At 72.6% G+C, this 16,284-nt stretch carries 14 protein-coding genes and 1 riboswitch; of the genes, 12 read left to right on the top strand and 2 right to left on the bottom strand.

Annotated elements, in window-relative coordinates; translation table 11 throughout:
* Positions 1–158 precede the first annotated feature (158 nt).
* A complete protein-coding gene (gene mfd, locus F8R89_RS14790; protein WP_151784419.1) occupies positions 159–3,689 on the top strand; it encodes a transcription-repair coupling factor in 3,531 nt (1,176 codons plus the stop codon).
* Between the two features lie 24 nt (positions 3,690–3,713).
* Here mfd and F8R89_RS14785 read toward each other — a convergent pair whose 3' ends face one another.
* Positions 3,714–4,289 carry a TetR/AcrR family transcriptional regulator gene (locus tag F8R89_RS14785; RefSeq protein WP_151784418.1) on the bottom strand — a complete coding sequence of 192 codons (576 nt, stop codon included), beginning with the start codon at positions 4,287–4,289 and terminating at the stop codon, positions 3,714–3,716.
* 110 nt (positions 4,290–4,399) lie between these two features.
* Here F8R89_RS14785 and F8R89_RS14780 point away from each other — a divergent pair, with 110 nt between their 5' ends.
* On the top strand, positions 4,400–5,305 hold the full coding sequence (locus F8R89_RS14780) for an SCO6745 family protein (protein WP_192806129.1): 906 nt from the start codon (positions 4,400–4,402) through the stop codon (positions 5,303–5,305).
* 91 nt (positions 5,306–5,396) lie between these two features.
* Here F8R89_RS14780 and F8R89_RS14775 read toward each other — a convergent pair whose 3' ends face one another.
* Positions 5,397–5,582 (bottom strand): Rv0909 family putative TA system antitoxin, encoded by a 186-nt coding sequence (locus tag F8R89_RS14775; protein WP_151784417.1) that lies wholly within the window; start codon positions 5,580–5,582, stop codon positions 5,397–5,399.
* Positions 5,583–5,778: 196 nt separating this feature from the next.
* Between F8R89_RS14775 and F8R89_RS14770 the strand changes: the two genes are divergently transcribed.
* The 10 genes from F8R89_RS14770 to F8R89_RS14725 all read left to right on the top strand — a co-directional run bounded on the left by F8R89_RS14770 (position 5,779) and on the right by F8R89_RS14725 (position 16,118).
* The gene (locus F8R89_RS14770) at positions 5,779–6,549 is read left to right on the top strand and encodes an HNH endonuclease family protein (RefSeq protein WP_151784416.1); all 771 of its coding nucleotides are present in this window, start codon (positions 5,779–5,781) and stop codon (positions 6,547–6,549) included.
* 57 nt (positions 6,550–6,606) lie between these two features.
* Positions 6,607–7,350, top strand: a complete 744-nt coding sequence (locus F8R89_RS14765) for an N-acetyltransferase (protein WP_192806128.1) — start codon at positions 6,607–6,609, stop codon at positions 7,348–7,350.
* A gap of 194 nt (positions 7,351–7,544) precedes the next feature.
* Entirely contained in the window at positions 7,545–8,156 is a 612-nt protein-coding gene (locus F8R89_RS14760) for a hypothetical protein (RefSeq protein ID WP_151784414.1), read from the top strand.
* A gap of 38 nt (positions 8,157–8,194) precedes the next feature.
* Positions 8,195–9,688, top strand: a complete 1,494-nt coding sequence (locus tag F8R89_RS14755) for a serine/threonine-protein kinase (protein ID WP_264158907.1) — start codon at positions 8,195–8,197, stop codon at positions 9,686–9,688.
* A 169-nt stretch (positions 9,689–9,857) separates the two neighbouring features.
* Complete coding sequence (locus F8R89_RS14750) at positions 9,858–10,691, top strand: glycoside hydrolase domain-containing protein (protein WP_151784412.1); 834 nt, start codon at positions 9,858–9,860, stop codon at positions 10,689–10,691.
* Between the two features lie 155 nt (positions 10,692–10,846).
* The gene (locus tag F8R89_RS14745; RefSeq protein WP_151784411.1) at positions 10,847–11,485 is read left to right on the top strand and encodes a SurA N-terminal domain-containing protein; all 639 of its coding nucleotides are present in this window, start codon (positions 10,847–10,849) and stop codon (positions 11,483–11,485) included.
* A 74-nt stretch (positions 11,486–11,559) separates the two neighbouring features.
* Positions 11,560–12,537: a nucleoside triphosphate pyrophosphohydrolase gene (locus F8R89_RS14740; RefSeq protein WP_151784410.1), complete on the top strand. Its 978-nt coding sequence runs from the start codon at positions 11,560–11,562 to the stop codon at positions 12,535–12,537.
* Between the two features lie 50 nt (positions 12,538–12,587).
* Positions 12,588–13,892 carry a cytochrome P450 family protein gene (locus F8R89_RS14735; protein ID WP_151784409.1) on the top strand — a complete coding sequence of 435 codons (1,305 nt, stop codon included), beginning with the start codon at positions 12,588–12,590 and terminating at the stop codon, positions 13,890–13,892.
* A 143-nt stretch (positions 13,893–14,035) separates the two neighbouring features.
* Positions 14,036–15,034 (top strand): transglycosylase family protein, encoded by a 999-nt coding sequence (locus F8R89_RS14730; RefSeq protein ID WP_151784408.1) that lies wholly within the window; start codon positions 14,036–14,038, stop codon positions 15,032–15,034.
* A gap of 209 nt (positions 15,035–15,243) precedes the next feature.
* Positions 15,244–15,436, top strand: a riboswitch (cyclic di-AMP (ydaO/yuaA leader).
* 4 nt (positions 15,437–15,440) lie between these two features.
* Positions 15,441–16,118 (top strand): transglycosylase family protein, encoded by a 678-nt coding sequence (locus tag F8R89_RS14725; protein ID WP_151784407.1) that lies wholly within the window; start codon positions 15,441–15,443, stop codon positions 16,116–16,118.
* Positions 16,119–16,284: the final 166 nt, after the last annotated feature.

The raw sequence follows: 16,284 nt of genomic DNA, 5'->3' as shown, positions 1-16,284 counted from the left end.
TGAGGGGGCCGGGGCCGGTCAGGGGAGCCGCAGCGGTGATCGCGGGTTGTCCACAGGCCCCGGCGTCCGTCCTCGGGGCGACGTACGCTGGAACACCCGGCCCGTCTCCCGTGTCGGGCCCTTCGCGTTGCCCATCCCTTTGGACGGAAAGCTCCTCCATGAGTCTGCACGGTCTGCTCGACGCCGTAGTCAAGGACGCCGCCCTGGCGGAAGCGATCGCGGCGGCCGCGGACGGCAACCGCATGCACGTCGACCTGGTCGGCCCCCCGGCGGCCCGCCCCTTCGCGATCGCGGCCCTCGCCCGCGAGACGGGCCGTACCGTCCTCGCCGTCACGGCGACCGGCCGGGAGGCCGAGGACCTGGCGGCGGCGCTGCGCTCCCTGCTGCCCGAGCAGGGCGTCGTGGAGTACCCGTCCTGGGAGACCCTGCCCCACGAGCGCCTCAGCCCCCGCAGCGACACCGTGGGACGCCGCCTGGCCGTGCTGCGCCGGCTCGCCCACCCCCGGACCGACGACCCGGAGACCGGACCGGTGTCCGTGGTCGTGGCCCCCGTGCGTTCCGTCCTCCAGCCGCAGGTCAAGGGCCTCGGCGACCTGGAGCCGGTCGCCCTGCGCACCGGGCAGACCGCCGACCTGAACGCCGTGGTGGACGCCCTCGCGGCCGCCGCGTACGCACGCGTGGAGCTCGTCGAGAAGCGCGGCGAGTTCGCCGTGCGCGGCGGCATCCTCGACGTCTTCCCGCCCACCGAGGAACACCCGCTGCGCGTCGAGTTCTGGGGCGACGACGTCGAGGAGATCCGCTACTTCAAGGTCGCCGACCAGCGCTCCCTGGAGGTCGCCGAGCACGGCCTGTGGGCGCCGCCCTGCCGTGAGCTGCTGCTCACCGACGAGGTGCGCGAGCGGGCGCGGGTGCTCGCGGAGGAGCACCCCGAGCTGGGCGAGCTGCTCGGCAAGATCGCCGAGGGCATCGCCGTCGAGGGCATGGAGTCCCTCGCGCCGGTCCTCGTCGACGACATGGAGCTGCTGCTCGACGTCCTGCCCAAGGGCGCCATGACCGTCGTCGCCGACCCGGAGCGGGTCCGCACCCGCGCCGCCGACCTGGTGGCGACCTCGCAGGAGTTCCTGCAGGCGTCCTGGGCGGCCACCGCCGGCGGGGGCGAGGCCCCCATCGACGTCGGCGCGGCCTCCCTGTGGTCCATCGCCGACGTCCGGGACCGGGCCCGCGAGCTGGACATGATGTGGTGGTCGGTGTCGCCGTTCGCCGCCGACGACGAGCTCGACACGGACACCCTCAAGCTGGGCATGCGCGCCCCCGAGTCCTACCGGGGCGACACCGCGAAGGCGCTCGCCGACACCAAGGGCTGGCTCGCCGACGGCTGGCGCACGGTCTTCGTGACCGAGGGCCACGGCCCGGCGGCCCGCACCGTCGAGGTGCTCGGCGGCGAGGGCGTCCCGGCCCGTCTGACGATCGACCTGGACGAGATCTCCCCGTCCGTCGTGCACGTCGCGTGCGGCTGCATCGACCACGGCTTCGTCGACCCCGCGCTCGGCCTGGCCGTCCTCACCGAGACCGACCTGACCGGGCAGAAGGCCGCCGGCCGCGAGGGCGCCCGGATGCCGGCCCGCCGCCGCAAGACCATCGACCCGCTCACCCTGGAGGCGGGCGACTACATCGTCCACGAGCAGCACGGCGTCGGCCGCTACATCGAGATGGTGCAGCGCACCGTGCAGGGCGCCACCCGCGAGTACCTGGTCGTGGAGTACGCCCCGGCCAAGCGCGGCCAGCCCGGCGACCGGCTGTACATCCCCACCGACCAGCTGGAGCAGATCACCAAGTACGTCGGTGGCGAGTCGCCCACCCTGCACCGGCTCGGCGGCGCCGACTGGACCAAGACCAAGGCGCGCGCGAAGAAGGCCGTCAAGGAGATCGCCGCCGACCTGATCAAGCTCTACAGCGCCCGTATGGCCGCGCCGGGACACGCCTTCGGCGGCGACACCCCCTGGCAGCGCGAGCTGGAGGACGCCTTCCCGTACGCCGAGACCCCGGACCAGCTGACGACCATCGCCGAGGTCAAGGAGGACATGGAGAAGTCGGTCCCGATGGACCGCCTGATCTGCGGCGACGTCGGCTACGGCAAGACGGAGATCGCGGTGCGCGCCGCCTTCAAGGCCGTCCAGGACGGCAAGCAGGTCGCCGTGCTCGTGCCGACGACCCTGCTGGTGCAGCAGCACTTCGGCACGTTCTCCGAGCGCTACTCGCAGTTCCCGGTGAACGTGCGCGCGCTGTCCCGCTTCCAGACCGACACCGAGGCGAAGGCGGTCCTGGAGGGGCTGCGCGACGGCTCGGTGGACGTCGTCATCGGCACGCACCGGCTGTTCTCCTCCGAGACCAAGTTCAAGGACCTCGGCCTGGTCATCGTCGACGAGGAGCAGCGCTTCGGCGTCGAGCACAAGGAGCAGCTGAAGAAGCTCCGCGCGAACGTCGACGTCCTGACGATGTCCGCGACGCCGATCCCGAGAACGCTGGAGATGGCGGTCACCGGCATCCGCGAGATGTCCACGATCACCACCCCGCCGGAGGAGCGGCACCCGGTCCTCACCTTCGTCGGACCGTACGAGGAGAAGCAGATCGGCGCGGCGATCCGCCGTGAGCTGCTGCGCGAGGGCCAGGTCTTCTACATCCACAACCGCGTCGAGTCGATCGACCGGGCCGCCGCCCGGCTCCGCGAGATCGTCCCGGAGGCCCGCATCGCGACGGCCCACGGCCAGATGTCGGAGCAGGCGCTGGAGCAGGTCGTCGTCGACTTCTGGGAGAAGAAGTTCGACGTCCTCGTCTCCACGACGATCGTCGAGTCCGGCATCGACATCTCCAACGCCAACACCCTGATCGTGGAGCGCGGCGACAACTTCGGCCTCTCGCAGCTGCACCAGCTGCGCGGCCGGGTCGGCCGCGGCCGCGAGCGCGGCTACGCCTACTTCCTGTACCCGCCGGAGAAGCCGCTCACGGAGACCGCGCACGAACGGCTGGCCACCATCGCCCAGCACACCGAGATGGGCGCGGGCATGTACGTGGCCATGAAGGACCTGGAGATCCGCGGCGCGGGCAACCTGCTCGGCGGCGAGCAGTCCGGGCACATCGCGGGCGTCGGCTTCGACCTGTACGTCCGTATGGTCGGCGAGGCGGTGGCCGACTACCGCGCCTCGCTGGAGGGCGGTGTGGAGGAGGAGCCGCCGCTGGAGGTCAAGATCGAGCTGCCGGTCGACGCGCACGTCCCGCACGACTACGCGCCGGGCGAGCGGCTGCGTCTGCAGGCGTACCGGGCCATCGCCTCCGCCAACTCGGAGGAGGACATCAAGGCCGTCCGCGAGGAACTCGTCGACCGCTACGGCAAGCTGCCCGAGCCGGTGGAGAACCTGCTGCTGGTGGCCGGGCTGCGGATGCTGGCCCGCGCGTGCGGGGTCGGCGAGGTCGTGCTGCAGGGCAACAACATCCGGTTCGCGCCGGTGGAGCTGCGCGAGTCGCAGGAGCTGCGGCTCAAGCGGCTGTACCCGGGCACGGTCATCAAGCCGTCGGTCCACCAGGTGCTGGTGCCGCGCCCGAAGACCGCGAAGGTGGGCGGGAAGCCGCTGGTCGGGCGGGAGTTGCTGGGCTGGGTCGGGGAGTTCCTGACCTCGGTCCTGGGGTCCTGACGGTCCCGGTCCCGGGGGCCTGACTCACCGTCGGAACAGCGTCGCCGCCAGGGCCCGGAAGACCTCCTCGGGGTCCTGGTCGCCGACCGGGCCGTCCAGGTTGTGGCTCAGGAGCAGCGTGGCGAAGCCGTGGGCCAGGGACCACGCGGCGACCCCGGCCATGCGGGCGTCGATGCCGAGGTCCTCGGGGCGTACGCCGGAGACGGCGCCGCGCAGGGCCTCTCCGGCGAGGGCGCGGGCCGTGGCCAGTTCCAGGTCGTCGGTGCGCAGCAGTCCGGGCGTGAACATCACCTGGAAGTGGGCGGGGTGTTCACGGGCGAAGCGGACGTAGCGCACGCCCGCGTCCCTCAGGTCGGCCGCCTCGCCGAGCGCGGCCGACAACAGCCCGAACCCCTCGGCGGCGATCGCCGTGAGCAGTCCGGTGCGGTCCTTGAAGTGATGGGCAGGCGCGGCGTGCGAGACACCGGCGCGGCGGGCGAGGTCGCGCAGGCTGAGCGCGGACGGGCCGTCGGTGGCGATGACGTCGAGCGCGGCGGTCAGGACGGCCCGGCGCAGATCGCCGTGGTGGTACGGGCGGCGTGAAGAGGTCTGCTGCGGCATGACAGCAGCGTACGCCCGATCTAGACGCCGACAAGTTCCCCGCATCTAGGCATTGACAAGTTCGAGGCCGGTCCGGCAATCTTGTCAGTGTCAAGTTGAGGGACGGGCGAATGGGGGCGGTCGTGGTGGATGGCCGGGCGGAGCAGGGCGGCGGTATGGACGCGGGGCGGGTACGGCAGCTCTGGCATCTGCTGGAACCGCTGCACGCGGTGCTGTACTACGCGCCCGAGGTGTTCGAGGAGGCGGCCGGGCTCGGGTACGCGACCGACGAGCGCTGGCCGAGCTACTTCCCGTTCCGGGCCGCGCCCTTGGGGTCCGCCGGCGCGGAGCGTGTCGCGTCCGCGTTCTACAGCTTCAGCCCGCGCATGGTCGCCGAGCACATCGATCCCGCGTGGAAGACCGCGAGCCCGGAGGCGGTCCTGCGGGCGCGGGAGCGCGGGATGGACCGGGCCTACCGCGCGGTGTTCGGCGACCGGGTGGACGGTCCCGAGCAGGCCGAACTCGTCGCCCTGGTCCGGCGCGCGGCCGAGGCGGCCGACACCGCGGGCCGCCCGCTCGCCGCGGCCAACGCCGCCCTGGACTGGCCGGACGCCCCGCATCTCCAGCTCTGGCACGCGGCGACGATCCTGCGCGAGCACCGCGGAGACGGGCACATAGCCGCCCTCATGGTGGCCGGTCTGGACCCCGTCGAGTCGCTCGTGTCCTTCGCCGCGATAGGCGCCGCGTCCGTGGAGCGCTTCGAGAGCAGGGGCTGGAGCCCCGAGGAGTGGACGGCGGCGCGCGAGCGTCTGACGGCCCGGGGCCTGGTCGGCGCCGACGGGGTGGCCACGGACGCGGGCCGCGCGCTGCGCCGCTCCGTGGAGGAGGACACCGACCGGCTGGCCGCCGCGCCCTGGCGGGCGCTCACCGCCGCCGAGGTCGACCGGCTCGTGGAACTGCTCGGCGGGTTCTGGGTGGTGGTGCTGTCGTCGGGGCTGCTGCCCTCGGAGACGACGCTGGGGATCGGGAAGATCTGACGGGCGGTCACCCCCTCACGCACGGGGAGCCGTCCGCGGGACGTCGGTCCGCGCGGACGGCTTCTCTGGGGCTGGGCGTGGGTCTACGGCCTCACGACTGGTCGGGCTTGTCACGGTCCATGCCGGCCTGGCGCTCCATCCGCTGCTGAGCGTCGTCGATCTGGCTCTCGTACTTGTTGCCCGTCTTCTCGTTGACCTTTCGCTCCGCGGCGTCGGACATGTCCCTGGCCTTGTCCTGCGCCTGGCGGTTGCTCTTGAACCTGTCGAAGATGCCCATCCAGAGCTCCTTCCCGAGTGACTCACGATCGACGATACGCCGGACTTGCGTGCTATGCGCACTTGGCCGGTTTCTGGTCTGGACCTCCCGGATGCCCCCGTGCGCCGGGCGGCTACCGTGTGCATGACCACGAACCGGGGAAGACACAGAGCCAGAGCCGCGGGGTATCGGGGCAGGCCAGGGGAGGGACGGCAACGTGAGGCGTCTGAGGGGTGGGGCGGCGGCCGCCGCGGCGGTGCTCGGCACGGCACTGCTGCTGGGAGGCTGCGAGAACGTCGAGCTGCCCGCACCGGAGGGGACGTCCGGCGCCGGTCCGGCCGCCGGCTCCGGACGCGCGGCCAGCCCGCTGGACAACCCGGACGGCACCAAGCCGGGCCTCGCCCCCCTCACCTCGGACGCCGACCGGGCCGAGGGACGCGCCCTCATCGAGAAGGTCGCCACGAAGGGCCGCGGCCCGAAGACCGGCTACGAACGGGACGCGTTCGGCTACGCCTGGATGGACTCGGCACCCGGCGGCGTCCCTTTCTCGCGCAACGGCTGTGACACCCGAAACGACCTGCTCAAACGCGACGGCCAGGACGTCCGCTTCCGCTCCGGCTCGAACTGCGTGGTGGCGTCGATGACGCTGGACGACCCGTACACGGGACGGACCATCGAGTGGACGAAGTCCCGCGCCACCACCGTGCAGATCGACCACGTCATGCCGCTGTCCTACGACTGGCAGATGGGCGCCTCGCGCTGGCCCAAGGGCAAGCGGCAGGACATCGCCAACGACCCGCTCAACCTGCTCCCGGTCGACGGCCCCACGAACAGCTCCAAGGGCGACTCCGGCCCCGCGACCTGGCTGCCTCCGAGCAAGGCGATCCGCTGCTCCTACGCGGTCCGCTTCGCCCAGGTCTCCCTGAAGTACGAACTGCCCGTGACGAAGGCCGACAAGGAGATGATGCTGCGGCAGTGCGGCGGCTGAGACCGCCCCGCGGAAAAGGACTTCGCTCCCCTCGCCGGCGGCCCTACCGTGAGCGGCGTGGAGACGAAGGTGTGGAGTCTGGCCGAGCGGCCCGAGCGGACCCGGGCGGTGCTCGGCATGGCGGACAGCTGGCCGGAGCTCGTCCTGCACGACCTCGTGGGGAACAGCCACTACGGCCGCATCCCCGCCGAGTTCCCCGAGTACGTGCTGTTCGCCGAGGACGAGCGGGGCGAGGTCGTCGCCCACGCCTTCAGCGTGCCGTTCGCGCTGCACACCGAGGGGCGCGGCACCCTCCCCGCCCGTGGCTGGGACCAGGTGCTGGCCTGGGCCTTCTCCGACCTGCGCAACGGCACCCCGCCCGACACGGTCAGCGCCGTCTCCGTCGTCGTCCACCCGCACGTCCAGGGCGCCGGCCTGTCCGCCCGGATGCTCGGCGCGATGCGGGACAACGCCCGCGCGCACGGCTTCACCGAGGTCGTCGCGCCGGTCCGGCCCAGCGCCAAGCACCTCGAACCGCGCACCCCCGTCGAGGAGTACGTCCGCCGCGTGCGCCCCGACGGGCTGCCGTACGACCCGTGGCTGCGGGTCCACGTCCGCGCCGGAGCCACCGTCGACTCCGTCGCCCCGGCGTCGATGACCGTCGTCGGCTCGCTGGAGATGTGGCGCGGCTGGACCGGGCTGCCCTTCGACACCGCGGGGGACGTCGACGTGGAGGGGGCGCTGGTGCCGGTGCGCTGCGAGCCCGAGAAGGACCTGGCGGTGTACGTCGAACCCAACGTGTGGATGCGCCACCCGCTGTGACGGTGGAGCGGAAGCCCGGCCTCCGCCATTTGCGGTGCCGCACGAGGTGATCAGCACGACAACGATCCGGTACAACCATGACCGGACCTCGGTGTCGACCTATACGCTCGAAGCGGCCGTCGCGCGATGGGGGTTGCCCCGAGCGCGCGGGACCGGCCGGGACCGTCCACCTCGTCAGGCGATCAGGAGCAGTCATGCAAGGCCACGGCTACCCACAGCCGGTGAAGCGGCCGCCGTCCACCGGGACGCTGGTCTTCCTGCGTGTGCTGTTCGTCGTCGTCGCCGTGATGAGCTTCGGCCTGCTGACCTGGGTGATGATGCTGCGCCTGGCCCTCGTGACCCGCCGGGCCGCCGACTGGTGGCTGTTCGCGGCGTCGATCGTGGTGCCCTACTTCGGGCTCTACCTGATCGGCTCCGAACCCGGCGACGAGATCAGCACCGCCGGCGGCTGGCTGGGCCTCCTCCTGCTCCTCGGCGGCATCGTCGCCGCGGTCGCGTACTACCTCGCCGCCGACATCCGCCACTTCCACCAGCCGCACCTCACCGCCGGATACGCCCCGCAGCCGCACTCCGGCCCGGCGTACGGCTACCCGCGGTCCCCGTCGCCGTACACCGCGACGACCGTGCCGTCGGTCCCGCCGCACACCCCGGTGCCGCCGGTCCCGCGCGAGACGCCCGTGCCGCCGCCCCCGCAGCGCCCCGCGCCCGCCCGCATCGACCAGGTGCGCGCCGAACTCGACGAGCTCAGCGACTATCTGCGCCGCCAGGACGGCCGGCCCGACGGCACCCGTGAGGGCGGGCTGTGACCGTGACGGCGGGACGTGTCGTCTCCGGCCGTTACGAGCTGTCCACCCTCATCGGGCAGGGCGGCATGGGCCAGGTCTGGACGGCCTACGACCAGCGGCTCGACCGGCGCGTGGCGGTGAAGCTGCTGCGCCCCGACAAGGTGGCCGGGCATGAGGCGGACGAGCTGCGCCGCCGCTTCGTGCGCGAGTGCCGGGTGACCGCGCAGGTCGACCACCCCGGCCTGGTCACCGTGCACGACGCGGGCAGCGAGGGCGAGGAGCTGTTCCTCGTCATGCAGTACGTCGACGGCGTCGACCTCTCCGCCCACCTCGCCGAGCGGGAGTCGTACCCGTGGCCCTGGGCCGTCGCGGTCGCCGCGCAACTGTGCGCGGTGCTCAGCGCCGTGCACGCGGTGCCGATCGTCCACCGCGACCTCAAGCCGCGCAACGTGATGGTGAAGCAGGACGGCACCGTCACCGTCCTCGACCTCGGTGTCGCGTCCGTCATGGACACCGACACCACCCGCCTCACCCACACCGGCTCCCCGATCGGCTCGCCCGCCTACATGGCCCCCGAGCAGGCGATGGGCGGCGCCGTCGGCCCGTACACCGACCTGTACGCGCTCGGCGTCCTGATGCACGAACTGCTCAGCGGGGACGTGCCGTTCTCCGGCTCGACCGCGCTCGGCGTGCTGCACCGGCATCTGTACGAGCCGCCGAAGCCGGTGCGCCAGACCCGCCCCGAGGTCCCCGAGGCCCTGGAGGCGCTGGTCCTGCGCCTGCTCGCCAAGGACCCCCAGCACCGCCCGGCCTCCGCCCAGGAGGTCTACGAGGCCCTGGAGACGCTGCTGCCCGCGCGCGGCACACCCACCGGGCAACCCCTGGACCCCACCCGCCCGTTCCTGCGCCCCCACGCGCCCTGGCCGGACCGCGCCCGCACCCCCGCCCCCCAGCCCGCGCCCGCCGCCCCGGCACCGCCCGCCGACGAGAAGGCCGACGTCGCCCGCGCCGTCGACGAGGTCAAGCGGCTCCTCGGCGAGGGCCGGATCACCCAGGCCGTCGACATCCTCGGCGCGATCCTGCCCGTCGCGGCCGAGCAGCACGGCACCCACTCACCGGTCGTGCGCACCCTGCGCAAGCAGTACGCGGCCACGCTCATGGACGACGGCCAGTACCGGCGCGCCCTGCCCGAGCTGCGCCGCCTCGCCGACGAACGGGCCTCCGAGGCCGGCCAGGCCGACCCGCAGGCCCTGCGCTTCCGCTACGACGTCGCCCAGTGCCTGGAACAGCTCGGCGAACCGGCCGCCGCCCTCGCCGAGTACCGCGCGCTGCTGCCGTACTACGAGAACCAGTACGTCTCCGGCGACCCCGTGCTCGCCCACGACGTGCGCCGCCGCATCGGGCACCTCCTGCTCGCCCTCGGCGACCGGCCCGCCGCCCACGACACCCTCGCCCGGCTCCTGATCGACGTCGAGCGCCTGCACGGCCCCGCCCACCCGCTCGCCGCGGAGGTCCGCCGCACCCTGCAGTGGCTGGGCCAGGTCCGCGGCTAGGACGCCCCCGACACGCCCCGCCGGGCCGAGATTTTGCCGCGCCGTGTGACGATCTTGTGCGGCCGATGGGCCGGGGTTTCCCCGGGGCAGACCCGGCCCCCGATAGGTTTCCCCTCGTTTCGCAGGACGCCCGCGCGGGGAGCGCGTGCGACGAGCAGAGGTGGGGCCCATGGCCGGTCATCGGCAGTCGAAGAAGCGCAGACACCTCGCCTGGGCGGTGGCCGGCGCGGCCGTCGTCGCCGGAGCCGGCGTCGCCGCCCAGACCTCCATGGCCGCCACCACCGCCACCTGGCCCGCCCAGAAGACGTACACCGGCCGCGCGTTCGACACCTGCACCGCGCCCTCGCTGTCCGCCATGAAGGCCTGGCACACCGGTTTCTACGGCGCCGCCGCCGTCTACGTGGGCGGCAGGAACCGCGGCTGCGCCCAGCCCAACCTCACGGCCTCCTGGGTGAAGTCGGTCAACTCCCTGGGCTGGAAGCTCATCCCGATCTACGTCGGCGCCCAGCCGCCCTGCCAGACCGGCTCCAGCCCCGAGAAGCTGACCGCCGCCACCGCCTCCTCCCTCGGCGCCCGCGACGCGGCGGACGCCGTCGCCAAGGCCTCCGCGCTCGGCATGAAGGCGGGCAGCCCGATCTACCTGGACATGGAGCCGTACACGGTCACGGACAAGGCGTGCAACAACGCCGTGCTGACGTATGTGCGGTCCTTCACGAAGACGCTGCGCGCCAAGACCTACCGGGGCGGCTACTACGGCTTCACCAGCTCCAGCGCCAAGGCCGTCGCCACCGCGGCGGACCGGACCGACCTGCCGGGCAACCTCTGGTACGCGCTGTGGGACAAGAAGAACACCACGACCGCGGACTGGCCGTGGGGCGCGAGCCAGTACACGGACCACAGCCGCGGCCACCAGTACCTGGTCAACAGCAAGGAGACGCACGGCGGCGTCACGCTCACCGTCGACCGGGACGCCTGGGACGCGCCGGTGGCCATCATCGGCTGAACCGGCCCCCGCGGCCCCCGCGCACGGGACGCGGCGGTGCCCGAAGCCCGAGCGAATCGTTGGTCGAATGGGTTGGCCAGAGCTTGCCCACTGCCTACCATCGATCATCGCAAGACTTTGTGCACCGTCGCACAAGCGCCCCTCGGGAGGTCTCCTTGCACCGCCGCCGTCGTACCGCGCTCCTGCTCTCCGCCGCGCTCGCCGCGGCGCCCCTGCTCACCGCGTGCGGAAGCGACGCGCATCCGGGCGCGGCCGCCGTCGTCGGAGACCAGCGGATCACCGTCGCCCAGCTGGAGAACCGGGTGAGCGAGGTACGCGACGCCCAGCGCGCGGCCGTCCCCGACGAGGCCGCCTACGCCCAGGTCATCGCCCGGTCCGGCACCCTCCCACGCGACGTACTGCACACCATGGTCCTCGACCGGGTGCTGCACCGGGCCGCCCTCGACCACGGCGTGAGCGTCACCCGCAAGGAGGTCCAGGAGATGCGGGACGGCCTGGAGAAGCAGGTCGGCGGCGCGAAGGCGCTCGAGACGTCCTGGCTCCAGCAGTACGGCGTCCCGCCGCAGCGCCTCGACGACAACCTCCGCCTCCAGCTGGAGGCCCAGAAGCTCGCCACCGCGCTCGGCACCGACACCGGCAAGCCCGCCTTCTGGGACGCGCTGGCCGCGGCCTCCAAGAAGCTCGACATCGACCTCAACCCCCGCTACGGCACCTGGGACGCCCGCCAGAGCGCCCGCACGGACGCCAAGGCCCCCTGGCTGCGCGAGGTCACCGCACCCCAGCAGCCCGCGTAACCGGCCGGTCCGGGGACGGCCGGTCAAGGGGACGGCCGAAGGGCCGCACCCACGGCGTGGGTTACGTTCGGAGCGTGAACGCAACCAGTCCCGAAGCCGCCCCCGGCCGTATCGTCCTGCTCACCACCAGCCACCGCGTCGCCCCCGGCCTGCTGTCCTGGCCGGCCTGGCAGGCGCTGCGCGAGGCCGACCGGGTGCTGTGCGCGGACGGCGCGCACCCGCAGCTGCCGTATCTGCGCGAGGCCGGGATCACCGTCGACGAGGCCGCCCCGACCGCCGAGCAGCTGGTCGAGGCGTGCTCCGGCGGCCGGACCGCCGTGGTCGTCGCCACCGGCGAGGGAGAGCCCGCGCTCACCGACGGCCTGGCCCGGCTCGCCGGCACCGGCCGGGTGCGGATGCCCGAGCTGGAACTGCTGCCCGCCTCCTACGACCTGCCCGGCGCCCGCCTCCTCGACCTCGTCCAGGTCATGGACCGCATCCGCGCCGAGTGCCCCTGGTCGTCCCGGCAGACCCACGAGGGCCTGGCCAAGTACGGCATCGAGGAGGCGTACGAGCTGGTCGAGGCGATCGAGGACGGCGACCGCGACGAGCTGCGCGAGGAACTGGGCGACGTCCTGCTCCAGGTCGTCTTCCACGCCCGGATCGCCGAGGAGCACCCGGACGCCCCCTTCTCCGTCGACGACGTCGCCGGCGGCATCGTGGCCAAGCTCATCCACCGCCACCCCCATGTCTTCGGCGACGCGACCGCGACGACCCCCGAGGAGGTCCGCGAGCACTGGCTGCGGACGAAGGCCGAGGAGAAGCGGCGGGAGTCCGTCACCGACGGCATCCCGCTCGGCCAGCCGGGCCTCGCCCTCGCGGCGAAGCTGGCGTCCCGGGTCCGCACGGCCGGCCTGGACGTCCCGCTGCCGACGGGGGAGGGCGTCGGCTACGACCTGCTCGCCACGGCCGTACGGGCGGCCGAGGCCGGCGTCGACCCGGAGGCCGCCCTGCGGGTCGCCGCCCGCGCCTACCGGGACGCGGTCCGGGCCGCGGAGGGCCTGTCCGCCTGAGACGGATGCCGTCGGGGGCGTGCCCGCCTGAGCCCGATACCGTCGGGGGCGTGACCGACCAGCCCCACCGCCCCGCTTCCGCCCCCGGCTCTCCCGAGCTGTTCACCTGGGAGTTCGCCACCGACCCGTACCCGGCGTACGCCTGGCTGCGGGAGCACGCGCCCGTGCACCGGACCCGGCTGCCCAGCGGGGTGGAGGCCTGGCTGGTCACCCGGTACGCAGACGCCAAGCAGACGCTCGCCGACAACCGGCTCTCCAAGAACCCGGCCCACCACGCCGGGCCGGCCCACGCCAAGGGCAGGACCGGCATCCCCGGTGAGCGCAAGGCGGAGCTGATGACGCATCTGCTGAACATCGACCCGCCGGACCACACCCGGCTGCGGCGGCTGGTCAGCAAGGCGTTCACCCCGCGCCGCGTCGCCGCGTTCGCGCCCCGCGTGCAGGAGCTGACCGACCAGCTGATCGACGGGTTCGCCGGGAAGGGGGAGGCGGACCTCATCCACGAGTTCGCCTTCCCGCTGCCCATCTACGCCATCTGCGACCTGCTCGGCGTCCCCCGCGAGGACCAGGACGACTTCCGGGACTGGGCGGGCATGATGATCCGGCATCAGGGCGGGCCCCGCGGCGGGGTCGCCCGGTCCGTGAAGAAGATGCGCGGCTATCTGGCCGATCTCATCCACCGCAAGCGCGAAGCCCTGCCCGACGCGCCCACCCCGGACGAGGACCTGATCTCCGGTCTCATCCGGGCCTCCGACCACGGCGAGCACCTCACCGAGAACGAGGCCGCCGCCATGGCCTTCATCCTGCTGTTCGCCGGCTTCGAGACCACCGTCAACCTCATCGGGAACGGCACCTACGCCCTGCTCACCCACCCCGGCCAGCGCGCCCGGCTCCAGGACTCCCTGGCCGCCCACGACACCGCCCTGCTGGAGACCGGCGTCGAGGAACTCCTGCGCTACGACGGGCCGGTGGAGCTCGCCACCTGGCGTTTCGCCACCGAGCCGCTGACCATCGGCGGGCAGGACATCGCCGCGGGCGATCCGGTGCTCGTCGTCCTCGCCGCCGCCGACCGGGACCCGGAGCGGTTCGCCGACCCCGACGTCCTCGACCTCGGCCGGCGCGACAACCAGCACCTCGGCTACGGCCACGGCATCCACTACTGCCTGGGCGCCCCGCTGGCCCGGCTGGAGGGTCAGACGGCCCTCGCCTCCCTGCTCACCCGGCTCCCCGACCTGCGACTGGCCGCCGACCCGGCCGAGTTGAGGTGGCGCGGCGGGCTCATCATGCGGGGCCTGCGCACCCTGCCGGTGGAGTTCACCCCGGTCGGAGGCAACCGTTCCGCTCCGCAAACGTGACACGCGCTCACCTCTGTGATCTTCACGTGATCTGCGCGGCATTAACTTGTGACAAGTGATCGTCTGCCTATACGTTCACCCATCAACGAAGGCGTGCGGGTTCCGCGCGTCTTGGTCACCGCTGTCTCGCGAAAGGTCCCCGCATGCTCTCCGGGAACGGTCGTCACCGTCGCCCCCGTCAGGCTCCGGCTCTTCTCGTCGCGGCCGGAGTGACCGGTTCCGCCATCGCCATCCCGCTCCTCGGCGCCTCGGGCGCGAGCGCGGCGGACGGCAACGTGTGGGACAGGGTCGCCGACTGCGAGAGCGGCGGCTCCTGGAGCGCGGACACGGGCAACGGGCACTACGGCGGGCTCCAGTTGACCCAGGCGGACTGGGAGAAGTTCGGCGGTCTCGACTACGCCGCCAGCCCGGACCTGGCCAGCCGGTCCCAGCAGATCGCCGTGGCGCAGGACATCCTCGCGGCGCGCGGCACGGGGCCCTGGGGCACCTGCGCGGTGCTCAACGGGCTCAGCAAGAAGTCGGGGGCCGTCGACCTCGACACCGGGGTCGGCGTGGACTCCCCGAGTGAGGTGTCCGGCTCGTCCGGCTTGCTTGGTTCGTCCGGATCCTCCGACTCCGACGGCGATGCGGCCGCCTCCGACGACGCGTCGGGCACGCCGAGCGCGTCACCCGACGACTCGTCCGAAACGCCCGACAGCTCCAGTTCCTCCCCTTCTTCGTCCGCTACGGCCGATAAGTCCGATGCGTCCGAGAAGGCCGGCAAGGCGGGCGGGGCGACGGCCTCGGAGTCGCCGGACAGCTCGCCCGTGGAGACGCCCGTGCGGGACCGTCAGGACAACTCCGCGCAGAGCGTGGGTTCCTGGAGCCTCGTCGACACCGCCGCGATCGAGGACGCCCCGGCCGGTTCCGGACGTCACCGCGGGGCGAGCGCCGAGGAGTCCGCCACCACGGACGCCACCGCCGGCTCCTCCGGCCGCCACGCCTCCTACAAGGTCCGCGCGGGCGACACGCTCGCCTCCATCGCCGACTCCCTTGACGTCGACGGCGGATGGCGCGCGCTGTACGAGGCGAACAAGGCGGCCATCGGCGCCGACGCGAACAGCATCGCCCCCGGTCAGACGCTGGACGTCCCCACCGAATAACGCCCGAACAGGGCCAAATGAAGCGGCAGTTCACGCCCCGCTTTCATGGTGAATGTCCGTTTTGAATGGACTGAGAGATAGATCTCAGAAGCCTTGATCGTCTTTGAAAATCCCCGCGCGGCGTGTCTACGGTCGTGACCGCTCGCCACCAGTGCGAGCCCCGACAGCCGTCACGCCGAATCCTGCCGGCGGCCGTACGGGAACAGTCGTCGCGTCATGCGCCGTAGGCAGGAGCGGGGGACCCAAGGTAAGCGCCGGGTCCGGAAGTCGAGGCCCTTCGGGGTGAGGACGGCCGGAACCGGCTTGGGGTGAAGTCGCGCAGCGCGCACCAGCGTCGCGCGACCGGGCACTCAACCGGCCCGAACCCGACAGCTCACCTCGTAGGCGTCGGTGAGGGGATCTCTCCATGCTGTTCTCCAGCAAGGGCAAGCACCGCCGTCCGTCCAAGGCCGCCCGCGCCATCGCCGTGGTCGGCGTCACCGGCGCCGCCGCCGTCGCCGGCCCGCTGATGGCCGCCGGCAGCGCCTCGGCCGCCACCGCCTCCGAGTGGGACGCCGTCGCCCAGTGCGAGTCCGGCGGCAATTGGTCGATCAACACCGGCAACGGCTACTACGGCGGTCTGCAGTTCTCCGCCTCGACCTGGGCGGCCTACGGCGGCACGCAGTACGCCTCCACCGCCAACCAGGCCACCAAGGCCCAGCAGATCGCGATAGCCGAGAAGGTCCTCGCGAGCCAGGGCAAGGGCGCCTGGCCGAGCTGCGGCGTCGGCCTGTCGAGCGCGGCCTACAACGGCTCCTCCGCCACCGGTGGCGAGCAGAGCACCCGCTCCACCGAGGAGAAGCCGGCCTCCCGCTCCGCCGAGCGTCCGGCCGCCGAGAAGAGCACCAAGACCGTCACCACCCCGACCGGCAAGAAGGTCAAGAAGGGCGACGGCGAGTACAAGGTCGTCAAGGGCGACACGCTCAGCACGATCGCCGCCGACCACGACGTCAAGGGCGGCTGGGAGAAGCTTTTCAAGCTGAACAAGGACATCGTCCAGGACGCCGACCTGATCTACCCGGGTCAGCAGCTCCACCTGAAGTAGGACCCCGCGGACTCCCCGCCCCGGTGCGCGTTCCCCCGTGCGTGCCGGGGCGGGGTTCTGTGTAGATGTAGGCGCCCGCTTTTTGTTCCGTTCGGAAACAATTCGCTCTCGGTTCTGTCCACAGGGCGGTGGACCGCCGGCCGAGGCCCCGGAGCCGGTTAGGCTC

It is taken from the genome of Streptomyces sp. SS1-1, assembly GCF_008973465.1.
Taxonomy (GTDB): Bacteria; Actinomycetota; Actinomycetes; order Streptomycetales; family Streptomycetaceae; genus Streptomyces.
The sequence above is the reverse complement of the archived record's forward strand: the minus strand, read 5'-3'. Positions and strand labels throughout refer to the sequence as shown.